We start from the raw sequence: 13,353 nt of genomic DNA on the forward strand, positions 1-13,353 counted from the left end.
TCTTGATCTGAAAGGCACAAGATTGCAGCCATGGTCAGAGAATCATATCTCAGGCCCATGACCATCCAAGACGACCCAACATCGAACGCTCAGCCCACCGGCTATGCCATCATTCAGCGCTATGTAAAAACGCTGGACAGCTCACCCGGTGTGTATCGGATGCTGGATGGTGACAGCCGGGTTTTGTATGTCGGAAAGGCGCGAAACCTGAAGGCGCGGGTGTCGAATTATGCGCGCCCCGGCCATTCTGGACGGATCGAACGGATGATCGCGGCAACCGCCTCGATGATGTTCCTGACCACGCGGACCGAAACCGAGGCACTGCTGCTGGAACAGAACCTGATCAAGCAGCTCAAGCCCAAGTACAACGTGCTGCTGCGGGACGACAAAAGTTTCCCGAATATTCTGGTGGCCAAAGACCACTCCTTTCCGCAGATCAAGAAACATCGTGGGGCAAAGAAAGAAAAGGGCGCCTATTTCGGACCCTTTGCAAATGCAGGGGCGGTGAACCGGACACTGAACCAGCTGCAAAAGGCCTTCCTGCTGCGCAACTGCTCGGATTCCATGTTCGATAGCCGCACACGACCCTGCCTGTTGTATCAGATCAAGCGATGTTCAGGGCCTTGTGTCGGGTTGATCTCCGAGGAGGATTACCGCGAAAGCGTCAAGGATGCGGAACGTTTTCTGTCGGGCCGGTCGACCAAGGTGCAGGAGGAACTGGCCGAACAGATGATGGCCGCCTCCGAGGCGATGGAGTTCGAGCGTGCCGCCAGCCTGCGTGACCGTATCCGGGCGCTGACGCAGGTGCAGACGTCTCAAGGCATCAACCCGCGCGGCGTGGCCGAGGCGGATGTGATCGGCCTGTATATGGACAGTGGTCAAGCCTGCGTTCAGGTGTTTTTCATCCGGGCCAACCAGAACTGGGGCAACAAGGATTTCTATCCTCGTGTAGGGCCGGACGTGTCCCCGGCCGAGGTGATGGAGGCGTTCCTTGGTCAGTTCTACGACAACAAGGAACCGCCCCGGCAATTGATCCTGTCGGATGCCATCGAAAACGCCGATCTGATGCAAGAGGCGCTGACCGAGAAGGCCGGGCGCAAGGTGGAGATTCTGGTGCCTCAGCGCGGCGAAAAGCAGGAACTGGTCGCCGGTGCCCTGCGCAACGCACGTGAATCGCTGGCGCGGCGAATGTCGGAGAGCGCCACACAGGCCAAGCTATTGCGTGGTGTGGCCGAGGCGTTCGATCTGGACACTCCACCCGACCGTATCGAGGTTTACGACAACAGCCACATACAGGGAACCAATGCTGTGGGCGGCATGATTGTGGCTGGCCCCGAAGGGTTCATGAAAAACGCCTATCGCAAGTTCAATATTCGCGGCGATGATCTGACCCCCGGTGACGATTTTGGCATGATGAAAGAGGTTCTGAATCGCCGCTTCACCCGCCTGCAAAAAGAGGACCCGGATCGCGAAAAGGGGCTGTGGCCCGATTTGTTGCTGATCGACGGCGGTGCGGGGCAAGTCAGTGCTGTGCATGAGATTATGCAAACCCACGGCGTCGAGGATATCCCGATGGTGGGTGTCGCCAAAGGTGTCGATCGGGATCACGGCAAGGAAGAATTCCATCGCATCGGCCAACGCCCCTTTGCCCTGAAACGCAACGATCCGGTGCTTTACTTCATTCAGCGCTTGCGGGACGAGGCACACAGGTTCGCCATTGGCACCCACCGGGCAAAGCGCGCCAAAGCCGTGGGGGCGACCCCGTTGGACGAGATCCCCGGCGTGGGCGCGGCGCGCAAACGCGCTTTGCTGGCCCATTTCGGCAGTGCCAAGGCGGTCAGCCGGGCCAACTTGGCCGATCTCAAGGCGGTGGACGGTATCTCAGCCGGGTTGGCGCAGAAGGTTTATGACTTCTTCCACGACAAGGGCTAAACTTGCCGTCCGCGCCACAGGATATAAAGCCCCGAGGCCACGATCAGCCCGCTACCGATCCACATGGTCTGATCCAGCCTTTCGCCAAACATAACTACGCCCAGGCCGACACCGAACAGCAGGCGGGAATAGCGGAACGGCGTGACGGCAGAAACTTCGCCCGTCCGCATGGCTTTCATCAGCGATGCGTAGGCGGCTGTTCCCATCAGGACGGCTCCGCCGACATGCAGGCTGGTGTGCAGGTCCACAGGTGCCATTGGTGCGCCTTCCCAGAACCGATAGGCCAGCCCGGCGACGATGATGCAGAGAAAGCCGTAAAACCCCAGCACCTCGGTTCCCAGTGTGGCCGGTGCGGCCCGGCTGGCCAGATCGCGCCCGGCAAAACCCAGCATCCCCAGCACGGCCAGAATGGACAGGGCCGTGAAACTGTCTCCGGTTGGTTGGATGATCACCACCACACCGATCAGGCCAATCAGGATGGCGCTCCACCGTCGCCAGCCGACCGTTTCGCCAAAGAACAGCGCCGCACCTGCCACCACGACCAGAGGCGTGGCCTGCAAGATTACCGTGGCCGCCGACAACGGCGTCAGAGTGATCGCCAGCACATAGAACAGCCGCCCGAAGATATCGAACAGCACGCGCACTTTCATCGGTCGCGACAGCACATCGGGGTGAAACAATCGTGTTCCGCGTACGATCGCGACAATCGCAAAGACCACTGTTCCGCCCGCGCCGAACAACAACAGAATCTGCCATATAGGTAACGTGGCCGAGGCCCCCTTGAGCAGCGCGTCCTCTAACGCGAACAGCGCCATGGCCGAGATCATCCAGGCGCTGCCGATCAGGTTTGATCGGGGATCGGTTTGAATATGTGTTGTCATTGCTCTGCCACGTGGAAACCGCGCCAATCTGACCGTAAAGGGATCGCGCGCCAAGGGGGTATCTGGCTGAGAGTTCCAGCTTGCGACCCTTTGACCAACCGTGCCGCAACTGCCTGTGATCGGGACCGTTTTTTGCGGTGCCGTCTTTTATGTCTGCAACCAGCGATGTAATGTCCAAACCATGAAGTGGAACCTGCCCAATATCCTGACCGTGCTACGCCTTATTGCAGCCCCCGGTCTGGCCGTGATGTTTCTGTATTTTACCCGACCCTATGCGGACTGGTTCGCGCTGATCCTGTTTTTAACAGCGGCGATCACCGACTGGTTCGACGGCTATCTGGCCCGCGCGTGGAAACAAGAAACCAAGATCGGGGCCATGCTGGACCCGATTGCCGACAAGGCGATGGTGGTGATCGCGCTGATGATCCTTGTGGGCTATTCAGCCGAACATTGGACGCCGTGGCTGGTGCTGCCCGCCACCGTGATCTTGTTCCGCGAAGTGTTCGTGTCAGGCCTGCGCGAATATCTGGGCGACACGGCCGGAACGCTGAAGGTGACGAAGCTGGCGAAATGGAAAACCACGGCACAGATGGTGGCGATTGCGGTGCTGTTTTCGCAGGGTATCTTTGAGCATAATTTCGTGATGGGCTCTTTCGGGATGAACCCGGAATTGATTGATCAGGCTCTGACCGGGCAGATTGAGGACGTGAACCACCTGCGCTGGCATCTGGAGGGGATGTTCTGGTCAGGCCGCGTTGGGCTGTGGCTGTTGTGGATTGCTGCGACGCTGACATTGATCACCGGCTATGACTACCTACGTAAAGCCATGCCCCATCTGAAGGAGAGCTAAGCGATGGACGTGCTGTATTTCGCCTGGGTCCGCGAACGAATCGGTCTGCCGAAAGAGCGGGTCGAGACCGACGCCGCAACGGTTTCCGATCTGGTTGCCGAACTCAGCGCGCGCGAGGACCGCTATGCCGCAGCTTTTGCCGACCTTTCCGCGCTGCGGGTGGCGCTGGATCAGGAACTGTCGGATTTTGACGCCTCGCTGACCGGTGTGCGCGAGGTGGCGTTTTTCCCACCTATGACAGGCGGCTAAAATGCGCGTCGCGGTTCAGGAAGAAGAGTTCGATCTGGGGGCTGAGGCCAATGCCTTTGCCGCCGGTGACGACGCCAACGGGGCGATTGTGACCTTCACCGGTGTTGTGCGCGATCTGGCCTCGGGCGATCTGGATGTGATGGAGATAGAGCATTACCCCGGCATGACCGAACGGGCCTTGACCAAGATTGCCGAAGAAGCGCAGCAGCGCTGGTCTTTAGGCGATGTGCTGGTGATCCACCGCCACGGACGGCTGGCACCGGGGGACCGGATCATGATGGTCGCCACGGCCGCGCGGCACCGTAAGGATGCGTTTGAGGCGGCGGAGTACCTGATGGATTACCTGAAGTCCCGCGCGCCCTTCTGGAAGAAGGAAATCACCAATTCCGGCGCGCAATGGGTCGACGCCAAGGACGAAGACGAAGACGCGCTGACCCGCTGGTGACATTGCCAGCCGTGCACAGAATGTGACCGTCCAATCTCAACTCAAAAGCCTGTTAAGTTCTTCGCCGGGGATCGCATCCGCCGAATAGCTGAAGGTGCCTTTTGATTTCACTTCGTCAGCCGCCCGCTTCAATGCGCCAAACGCAGCGCGCGCAAATGACCCGCCGACGCTGATCCGTCGAACGCCTGCGTCGGAAAGTTCGGATACGGAATAGACAGGTCCGCTGAGTCCCATCACCACATTCACCGGTTTGTCGACTTCGCGGCACACGGTTCTGATTGCGTCCAAATCCGGCAGACCGGGGGCGTACAACACGGCAGCGCCTGCTTCGGAAAACAGCTGCAAGCGTTTGATCGTGTCACCCAGGTCCGCGCGGCCCCAAAGGTAATTCTCTGCCCTTGCGGTCAACAGGAAAGGCAAGCCTGCCGCGACTTCTGCAGCAGCCTGAATGCGGTCAACCGATTGGTGCAGATCATAGATCGGGGCATCTGGATTGCCTGTCGCGTCTTCGATCGATCCGCCAACCAGACCGATTTCCGCCGCCATGCGAATGGTCTGGGCGCAGGCCCCAGGCTCATGCCCAAAGCCCGCCTCAAGGTCAGCAGAAACGGGCAGGGGAACCGCTTTGACGATGTCTGAGGCATTGTCCAGCAACTCATCCCTGCTTAGGTCAGCAAAAGAGTCGCGTTTGCCTTTTGTGAACGCATAGCCGGCACTGGTTGTTGCTAAGGCTTCAAAGCCCAAATTGGACAGCAACCGGGCCGAGCCCGCGTCCCAGGGGTTGGGCATGACAAAAGCCTTGGACCCAAAGTGCAGGTCTCTGAACTGTTCGAATTTGACTGTTTGATTTGACATGGATCGCCCTCACGTTTGGGACGACCCTACAGCAATGTAACCGGAATCAGAGCGAAAAATCCGGTTCCTCAATCTGCGTTGTTGATACGTCCACGCAGTTCTTCGGCCTCTTGTCGGGCGGCCCGCAGACCGTCCATGGCGGCGGCAAGTTCAGCCTCGGCCTGGGTCAGTTGATTGGTCAGTTCGGCCTCGCGCTGTTGCAGGTAGGTGATCGCCTGATCGCGGGTTTCTTCGGCCTCGTGCAGCTCTTGGCTCATGCGGTCCAGATCGGCCACGTCACTTTGGCGCACGCGTGACAGGCGATGGGCCAGCCAGTTGGCGAACCAGCCCATGCAAAAGGCCGAGAACAGGATAATGGCGGTGGCGATGATGAATTCGATTCTGTTCAACTTACTGGTCCCCTGCATCCGCGTCTGAGGCGGTATTGTCCGTCTGTTCGCCCTCGATCATTTCCGCCTCGATCGCGTCCAGCCCGGTTTCCGGGTTCTCAATCGGTTCGGGCCGGATAAGGCGGAACTCGATCCGGCGGTTTTCTTCGCGGCCTTCTTCGGTGTCGTTATCGGCAATGGGCTGCGTTTCCCCGTATCCCATGGCAGTGAAACTGGCGGTGGGCACCCGGCGCGCGCGCAGCTCGTTCAGGATCGATTGCGCCCTCGATTGGCTAAGTTGTTGGTTCATCTCTTCCCGGCCCTGACTGTCGGTGTGGCCCTGAATCTCAAGCCTGATGGGGCCGCATTCGCGCAAGATGTCAGCAATCTGGTTCACGGTATCGCGCGAGTCGGTGGCAACAGTGGCCGAGCCAGGTTCAAAGGCGATCTTGGTGCCCGCCTGAACCTCGGCGATGCGTTCCTCGCAAACTTCGGGATCAGGCAGTTTGTCGGCGGGTTCGGGGGGTTCCTGATGGGTGATCGACAGGGTGAATTCCTGTGCGTCGCCCAGCTTCTCGGACAACAGACCCGCGATCTGCGCCTTTGTGTCGGGGTCATGGCTGACACCGGACAACTCAAGATCATCCGGCGTCACCGTCAAAGCACCGTTATGCAGTTGGGCTAGCGCCTCAAGCCCGGTCAGAATGCGCACGGGCCAGCCCGTCGGCAGCCCTTCGGGCGCAATGCGGGTTGCGGTGTGGACCTGTTCCGACCCAAAGGCAGCGCGGGCATAGCTGTCGACCATGTCGCGCTGGGTGTCGTCGCCCAGCCGTCCGCGTATCTGCACCAACCCCTCGGGGCTGCGTGTGGCGGTGAATTCGGGGGGGCCGGACACGGTATCGGTTTCCGGGGGCGGTAGGATCGCGTGCAGGGCAAAGACCGGAGGCAGCGCATTTTCAAGCTCGCCCACCACGCGATCAAAGGTCCCGGCATCGGTGCCCTGCGCCGCTGCCAGCGTGATATCCGCATCCGACATCGTAACCGATCCGCCACCCAGATCCGCCAGCGCCTGAATGCTCAGCGTGGCGGCGTCAGACCAACGTGGCGAGGGTACGCCCAATCCGATGGTGCAGGAGTAGGTGGCGCTCAGACCGGCCTCTTTCGCTGCGGCAATAATGGCATCGCGGGCTTTTTCGTCTTGCGCCGAACAGGCGTCGAACTGGCCGCCATTTTCGTCGATCAAAAACCGCAACGTAAAAGGCGTGATCACCGGGCGCGGGGCCGAGATCGCCAGGCCGATCCGCAGGCTGGGCGGCGCGGCACGGGTAAGGCTTTGTTCCAGCCGTTCCTTTTCCTGCTGGCTGTCGGCAATTGCGGTGATCTTGACCAGACCCGGGCTGGCCGAGATCTTGGCGCGGGGTAGGCTGGTCAGCGACTCGACGGCATAGGTGATCGCGGTGTCCCAGCCTTTTGGCTTGGGGTAATCGGCGGTTTCCATCAGGTCTGACACTTGGCTGCCATCGCTCAGATCACGCAGCCGCTCCACCAGTGCCTCGCGGTCCTGACTGGCTGGGATCAGGCCGATCACAGAAATCCCGCTGTCGTTGCGCAAAATCTCAGCGGAAAACCGGGGGGCGGCCAGTTGCGAGGTCGGCGCCACATTCATCTCGTCGATCACACGCGAGGTATCGACCTCGGTCCCGGCTGCGGTCAGGGCGTTAAAGCGGGTGGCCTCATCCGTGGCAGTGCCCGTTAGCACAACGCGCAACCCGTCGGAATACACCTCGGCCCAATCGTGCCCCTTCAGGTCCAGCGCACGGCGCACGGCAAATTCAGAGGACTCTTCGACCTTGGTCACTGCAAAGCTGGCCGCCAACAGGCAAAGGCCAGCCGACACGAGGAAGATAAAGGCTACGGCAAAGATATAGGGCAAACGCATGTGCGGGTTAACGACTCCTCAGGCGAATGTGCGAACTCTTACCTAGCCCCGCGCCAAGGTGCAATCAGAGCAACAGTGCGACGCAGAGGAAGATCAGCGGAATAAGGCCGGTGTCCCGATTGGCGCGGAACAATTGCAGCAGCTTCGCGTTATCCTCAAGATCCAGCCCGCGCAATTGCCAAGCCATGTGCCAGCCCATCGCCCATGGCCCGGCCAAGGCCACGGCCAAAGACATGATTGAGGCTTGTGCCAGCGCCCCGTCGATAATGGCCAGACCCATCAGGAAAACCGTTGCCACCAGAAAGTACTTCAGCCAGCGCCCTGTATCGGTGCCAAACAGACGGGCGGTGGATTTGATGCCAATCAGCTCATCATCTTCTGCGTCCTGATGGGCATAGATCGTGTCATAGAACAGCGTCCAGGCGATACCAGCCAAGTACAATATGATTGCAGGCGCACTGACCGTGCCCGTATGCGCGGCCCAGGCCAACAGGATGCCCCAGTTGAAGGCAAGCCCCAGAAACACCTGCGGCCACCATGTGAACCGTTTGGCAAATGGATAGATCGTCACCGGCAGTAGCGACAGCACGCCCATGGCGATGGCGGCCTGATTGAATGTCAGCAGAATCCCCAGCGCCATCAGGCATTGTAGGCCCATCCAGATCACCGCCTGCCGCACACTGACCTGACCGGATGGAATCGGGCGTGACCGTGTGCGCTCCACCTGCCCGTCGAACTCGCGATCGGTGATGTCGTTCCACGTACAGCCTGCTCCGCGCATCAGGAATGCGCCAAGGGCGCAGCCGATGGCGATCCACAGATCCTCCCACCTGGGATTGCCGTCGCTAAGGATCGCCAGCGCCAGACCCCACCAGCACGGAATTAGCAGCAACCACGTACCGATGGGCCGGTCCGCGCGGCTGAGGCGCAGATAGGGGCGGGTGAATTCAGGCGCGTGGGTGTCGACCCAGTTGCCGGATACGGCATCGGCGACCTGACCGTCTGGTGTTGGGGCGTTGCCTTGCATATGTAAGGCCTCATGAGTGCAAAGATCAGACTGTATGTAGAGCACCCTCTGGGTCAGGGGCAATCCGTTGATTTGACGCGCGAGCAGGCCCATTACCTGTTCGGTGTCATGCGCCTGGCTGTGGGCGGCCACGTGGCCCTGTTCAATGGCCGGGACGGAGAGTGGTTGGCCGATGTTGCCGAAGCGGGAAAGCGCGGTGGCGTTCTGACCTGTGTGGAACAGACCAAGCCGCTGCAAATGCCGCCCGATCTGTGGTTCCTGTTCGCGCCGATCAAAAAGGCGCGCACTGATTTCATCGTTGAAAAGGCGGCGGAAATGGGTGCGGCTCGGATCCTGCCCGTGCAGACCGAGTTCACCAATTCCGAACGTATCCGACAGGACCGCCTGCAAGCCCACGCGGTTGAGGCCGCCGAGCAATGTGGAGGCACCTTCGTGCCTGAGGTCGCTGATCTACAACGGCTTGACCGTGTTCTGGATGCATGGCCCGATGGCCGTCTGCTGATGTTTTGTAACGAGGCCGAGGTCGGCTCGGCGCTGCGATTGGCAGCAAACAAAAAAGGACAGCCTTGGGCCATACTGATCGGCCCCGAGGGCGGTTTTTCGGATCGTGAACGCGTGCGTCTTGTTGGCCTGCCCTTTGCCCATGTGGTCAGCCTGGGCCCTCGTATCCTGCGCGCCGATACGGCGGCCGTTGCGGCGCTGACCATGTGGCAGCAGGCGCTGGGGGATTGGTCGTGACATGGCAATTAGCGCAAGCCGCTGATGCGCCAAAGATCGACGCATTTCTTTCGCAGCATATTCAGACCTCGATGTTCCCGTTGGCCAATCTGCGGGATCATGGTTTGTGTGGGTCTCACCCGCGCGCCATGAACATGTGGGTTTTGGGCGACGAACCGCGGGCTGTGTTTGGCATCACCAACGAAGGCATGGTCCTGCCGCAATGTCCCGACTGTTCCGATCCAGAGCTTGCGGACGCGATCGCTCTGATCCGCGGCCGCAAGCTGTTCGGTCTGGCCGCCGAAGCGGGACAGGCCCGAAAGATCATGCGGCTAGCCGGGTGGGAAGGTCGCCCCGCGACGCTGAACAGTGATGAGCCGGGTTTCTCGCTGGATTTGAAACAGCTTGTGCTGCCCGATGCCGAGGGCGCTGAGCTTGTGCCCTTGGGTGAAGTCGACAAGGCGGTCACTGAAGGGTGGCGTGAACGTTACCTGATCGAGGCAATGGATTTCGATCCAGAACGCGCGCAGAAACAGGCGGGCGAGGATTATCTGGCGTATACAGCCCGCGATTCTCACCGGGTTCTGCTGATCGACGGACAGCCGGTTGCCATGACCGGATTCAACGCCCGCCTGCCCGAGATTGTACAAATCGGCGGCGTCTATACACCGCCCAACCTGCGCGGCCATGGCTACGCCCGCTTAGCGGTTGCGCTGCATCTGCTTGAGGCGTGCCGAGCCGGAGTGACCCGTGCAGTTCTGTTCGCGGCTTCCGATTCCGCCGCGCGTGCCTATATCGGAATCGGATTTCAACCGGCGGGGCAGTATTCACTGATCCTGTTCACAAACCCCGAGGACACGGCATGAGTTTCATCCGACCCGAAGCCAAACTGACCCTGTGGCGCTGGCGCGAAGTGCTGGTGGCGGGGGCTGTCCTGCTGGTGGGGCTCAGCTGGATTAGCGGCCCCGGTGGGTTGCTGGGATGGCTCGGCTGGGTGCTGGTTCTGGTCTCAGTCGCGCTTGCGGTCATCGGCATTCAGCGTGCCCGCTTCCGCACCGGGGCCGGTGGACCGGGCGTAGTAACCATTGACGAAGGCCAGATCACCTATCTGGGCCCGTTGGACGGCGGCATGGTCGCCGCGCGTGAAATTGAGCGTCTGGCGCTGGACCCGACGTCGTCGCCTGCGCATTGGGTGCTGGAACAACCGGGTCAGCCGGTGCTTCACATTCCTGTGAATGCCGAAGGGGCCGAGGCGCTGTTCGATGTCTTCTCGGCGCTGCCAGGGCTGAAAACCGAACAAATGCTGGCAGAACTGAACAGTGGCACGGCACATCAGGTGGTGATCTGGGAACGTACACCCTCGCGTCCGGCGCATCTCAGGCTGCATTGACACTGGCGCGGTTTCCGACCACGAAAGACCAAACGACAGACACATCAGGATCGGAGAACGGTTCATGTCCATCCCCCAGTCCGGCGGCGGACCGATCGAACGCCATGAGCAACTGGCCGAATATCTGGAATCGGGCTGCAAGCCCAAACAGGATTGGCGCATCGGGACCGAGCATGAAAAGTTCGGCTATTGCAAAGACACGCTGAAGCCGCTGCCCTATGAGGGCGAGCGCTCGATTCTGGCCGTTCTGAAAGGTCTGCGCGACCTGCACGATTGGGAGCCGCTGGAAGAAAACGGCAAGCTGATCGGCCTGCAAAAAGACGGCGCCAATGTCTCGCTCGAACCCGGTGGACAGTTGGAACTGTCGGGTGCGCCTTTGGAAACCATCCATGAGACCTGTGACGAGGTGAACGCGCATCTGCGCGACGTGAAGGATATTGCTGACAAGATCGGCGTCGGCTTCATCGGTCTTGGTGCCGCGCCAACGTGGTCGCATGACGATATGCCCCTGATGCCCAAGGGCCGCTACAAGCTGATGAATGACTACATGGAGAAAGTCGGCACCATGGGTCGGTCGATGATGCGCCGGACCTGCACGGTGCAGGTCAATATCGACTTTGGGTCCGAGGCCGACATGGTGCAGAAACTGCGGGTCGCGCTGGCCTTGCAACCGGTGGCAACGGCGCTGTTCGCCAACTCTCCGTTCTTCGATGGTAAACCCAACGGCCAGAAAAGCTGGCGCGGCTATATCTGGCAGCATCTCGACGATGCGCGTACCGGGATGCTGCCCTTTGTGTTCGAGGACGGGTTCGGGTTCGAACGCTGGGTCCAATACGCGTTGGATGTGCCGATGTATTTCGTCTATCGCGACGGTCAGTATATCGACGCGTTGGGACAGTCCTTCCGCGACTTCCTGCAGGGCAAACTGCCCGCGCTGCCGGGTGAAACGCCGACCCTGTCGGATTGGGCCGATCACTTAACCACGGCCTTCCCCGAGGCGCGGATCAAGAAGTTCATGGAGATGCGCGGCGCTGATGGGGGCCCCTGGCGACGCCTGTGTGCGCTGCCTGCGTTCTGGGTTGGCCTGACCTACGATCAGGGTGCATTGGATGCAGCCTGGGATCTGGTCAAAGGCTGGGACGCAGAAACGCGCGAGGCTCTGCGGGTCGAGGCCGCAAAAGACGGGCTGCAGGCCCAGGTTGGCAACATCAACATGCACGATCTGGCGCGCGAGGTGGTCTCGATTTCCGAGGCCGGTCTGAAATCCCGTGCCTTCCCCGGTGCAGGTGGCCTGGTCCCGGATGAGACGCATTTCCTCAACGCGCTGAAGGACAGCATCGAAACCGGCAAGGTTCCGGCGGATGAGTTGCTGGATCACTACAATGGCGACTGGAATGGCGATCTGACGCGGGTGTTCCCGGAATACAGCTATTGATCCGCGCGGTGCGGCTTGCATTCACCGGGATTGGCCGATAGCAGGTTCTGGACCAAATTCAGGGGCCAGTTCGGAAAGCGTGATGGACGATCTTAAGGCAAAATATCTGGGACAGATCGCCGAAGCGGGCGATGAAAACGCGCTTGAGGCGATCCGCGTCGCCGCCGTGGGCAAAAAGGGCGAGGTCGCGCTGAAGATGCGCGAGCTGGGTAAAATGACGCCCGAGGAGCGGCAGGTCGCAGGCCCCGCGCTGAATGCCCTGAAGGACGAGATCAACTCGGCCCTGTCCGCCAAGAAATCCGCGCTGGCCGACGCCGCGCTGGATGAGCGTCTGCGCACCGAATGGCTGGATGTGACTCTGCCGACCCGCGCGCGCCGTCAGGGTTCGATTCACCCGATCAGCCAGGCGACCGAGGAACTGACCGCGATCTTTGCCGAACTGGGATTCTCGGTGGCCGAGGGGCCGCGGATCGAAGACGACTGGTACAATTTTGACGCCCTGAACATCCCCGGCCACCACCCCGCGCGGGCCGAGATGGACACTTTCTACATGCACCGCGCCGAGGGCGATAACCGCCCGCCGCATGTGCTGCGGACCCATACCTCTCCGGTGCAGATCCGCTCGATGGAGAAACAAGGCGCGCCGATCCGCGTCATCTGTCCGGGCGGTGTGTATCGCGCCGACTATGACCAGACCCACACGCCGATGTTCCATCAGGTCGAGGGGCTGGCCATCGACAAAGACATCTCGATGGCGAACCTGAAATGGGTTCTGGAAGAGTTCGTGAAGGCGTTTTTCGAGGTCGACGACGTCGAACTGCGCTTCCGCGCCTCGCACTTCCCCTTCACCGAACCGTCGGCCGAGGTCGATATCCGCTGTTCCTGGGATAACGGGCAGCTGAAGATCGGCGAGGGCGACGACTGGATGGAGATTCTGGGCTCGGGCATGGTCCACCCCAAGGTCATCGCTGCCGGTGGCATCGATCCCGAGGTCTATCAGGGCTTTGCCTTTGGTATCGGCATCGACCGTCTGGCGATGCTGAAATACGGTATTCCGGATTTGCGGGCGTTCTTTGATTCCGACTTGCGCTGGCTGCGCCACTACGGGTTTGCGGCGCTGGATATGCCAAACCTGCATGGTGGCTTGAGCCGCTAAGTGTATCTGCTTGGGGTATATCTAGCAGGCTACTTCGATTGGTGGAGTGACCGAATAGCGAGCGCTCCGGTACGGTGGATTGTTGCGTTGTTTATTGGTCCTGTATTGT

Annotated in this window: 14 protein-coding genes; 9 read left to right on the plus strand and 5 right to left on the minus strand. The window is 60.5% G+C overall.

Annotated features, from left to right (window positions below; all coding sequences use genetic code 11):
* Positions 1 to 57: 57 nt before the first annotated feature.
* The gene (gene uvrC, locus ACR0LY_RS12955) at positions 58 to 1,932 is read left to right on the plus strand and encodes an excinuclease ABC subunit UvrC (RefSeq protein WP_170350772.1); all 1,875 of its coding nucleotides are present in this window, start codon (positions 58 to 60) and stop codon (positions 1,930 to 1,932) included.
* Here uvrC and ACR0LY_RS12960 read toward each other — a convergent pair.
* A complete protein-coding gene (locus tag ACR0LY_RS12960; protein WP_170350740.1) occupies positions 1,929 to 2,813 on the minus strand; it encodes a DMT family transporter in 885 nt (294 codons plus the stop codon). The genes uvrC and ACR0LY_RS12960 overlap by 4 nt on opposite strands.
* 181 nt (positions 2,814 to 2,994) lie before the next feature.
* Here ACR0LY_RS12960 and pgsA point away from each other — a divergent pair, with 181 nt between their 5' ends.
* Genes pgsA through ACR0LY_RS12975 form a run of 3 tightly spaced genes read left to right on the plus strand, consistent with a single transcriptional unit; the run spans position 2,995 to position 4,357 of the window.
* Positions 2,995 to 3,663 (plus strand): CDP-diacylglycerol--glycerol-3-phosphate 3-phosphatidyltransferase, encoded by a 669-nt coding sequence (gene pgsA / locus ACR0LY_RS12965; protein WP_170350739.1) that lies wholly within the window; start codon positions 2,995 to 2,997, stop codon positions 3,661 to 3,663.
* A gap of 3 nt (positions 3,664 to 3,666) precedes the next feature.
* Positions 3,667 to 3,912 (plus strand): molybdopterin converting factor subunit 1, encoded by a 246-nt coding sequence (gene moaD / locus ACR0LY_RS12970; RefSeq protein ID WP_170350738.1) that lies wholly within the window; start codon positions 3,667 to 3,669, stop codon positions 3,910 to 3,912.
* Position 3,913: 1 nt separating this feature from the next.
* A complete protein-coding gene (locus ACR0LY_RS12975) occupies positions 3,914 to 4,357 on the plus strand; it encodes a molybdenum cofactor biosynthesis protein MoaE (RefSeq protein WP_170350737.1) in 444 nt (147 codons plus the stop codon).
* A gap of 36 nt (positions 4,358 to 4,393) precedes the next feature.
* Here the strand turns inward: ACR0LY_RS12975 and ACR0LY_RS12980 are convergent, their stop codons facing one another.
* From ACR0LY_RS12980 to ubiA, 4 genes are all read right to left on the minus strand, one after another.
* The gene (locus ACR0LY_RS12980; RefSeq protein WP_170350736.1) at positions 4,394 to 5,212 is read right to left on the minus strand and encodes an isocitrate lyase/PEP mutase family protein; all 819 of its coding nucleotides are present in this window, start codon (positions 5,210 to 5,212) and stop codon (positions 4,394 to 4,396) included.
* Between the two features lie 68 nt (positions 5,213 to 5,280).
* Positions 5,281 to 5,601, minus strand: coding sequence for a hypothetical protein (locus ACR0LY_RS12985; RefSeq protein ID WP_058281823.1), 321 nt, complete (start codon positions 5,599 to 5,601; stop codon positions 5,281 to 5,283).
* A 1-nt stretch (position 5,602) separates the two neighbouring features.
* Positions 5,603 to 7,519 (minus strand): OmpA family protein, encoded by a 1,917-nt coding sequence (locus ACR0LY_RS12990; protein WP_170350735.1) that lies wholly within the window; start codon positions 7,517 to 7,519, stop codon positions 5,603 to 5,605.
* A gap of 64 nt (positions 7,520 to 7,583) precedes the next feature.
* A complete protein-coding gene (ubiA, locus tag ACR0LY_RS12995; protein ID WP_170350734.1) occupies positions 7,584 to 8,546 on the minus strand; it encodes a 4-hydroxybenzoate octaprenyltransferase in 963 nt (320 codons plus the stop codon).
* Between the two features lie 12 nt (positions 8,547 to 8,558).
* Here ubiA and ACR0LY_RS13000 point away from each other — a divergent pair, with 12 nt between their 5' ends.
* The 5 genes from ACR0LY_RS13000 (at position 8,559) to pheS (ending at position 13,244) form a co-directional block, all read left to right on the plus strand.
* On the plus strand, positions 8,559 to 9,284 hold the full coding sequence (locus ACR0LY_RS13000; RefSeq protein ID WP_170350733.1) for a 16S rRNA (uracil(1498)-N(3))-methyltransferase: 726 nt from the start codon (positions 8,559 to 8,561) through the stop codon (positions 9,282 to 9,284).
* A complete protein-coding gene (locus ACR0LY_RS13005) occupies positions 9,281 to 10,129 on the plus strand; it encodes a GNAT family N-acetyltransferase (protein ID WP_170350732.1) in 849 nt (282 codons plus the stop codon). The genes ACR0LY_RS13000 and ACR0LY_RS13005 overlap by 4 nt, the downstream gene beginning before the upstream one ends.
* The gene (locus ACR0LY_RS13010; RefSeq protein WP_170350731.1) at positions 10,126 to 10,653 is read left to right on the plus strand and encodes a hypothetical protein; all 528 of its coding nucleotides are present in this window, start codon (positions 10,126 to 10,128) and stop codon (positions 10,651 to 10,653) included. Before ACR0LY_RS13005 ends, ACR0LY_RS13010 begins: the two co-directional genes overlap by 4 nt.
* 64 nt (positions 10,654 to 10,717) lie before the next feature.
* Positions 10,718 to 12,088 carry a glutamate--cysteine ligase gene (locus tag ACR0LY_RS13015; RefSeq protein ID WP_170350730.1) on the plus strand — a complete coding sequence of 457 codons (1,371 nt, stop codon included), beginning with the start codon at positions 10,718 to 10,720 and terminating at the stop codon, positions 12,086 to 12,088.
* An 82-nt stretch (positions 12,089 to 12,170) separates the two neighbouring features.
* The gene (gene pheS, locus ACR0LY_RS13020) at positions 12,171 to 13,244 is read left to right on the plus strand and encodes a phenylalanine--tRNA ligase subunit alpha (RefSeq protein ID WP_170327268.1); all 1,074 of its coding nucleotides are present in this window, start codon (positions 12,171 to 12,173) and stop codon (positions 13,242 to 13,244) included.
* Positions 13,245 to 13,353: the final 109 nt, after the last annotated feature.

This window comes from Ruegeria sp. BC5, from assembly GCF_056539205.1.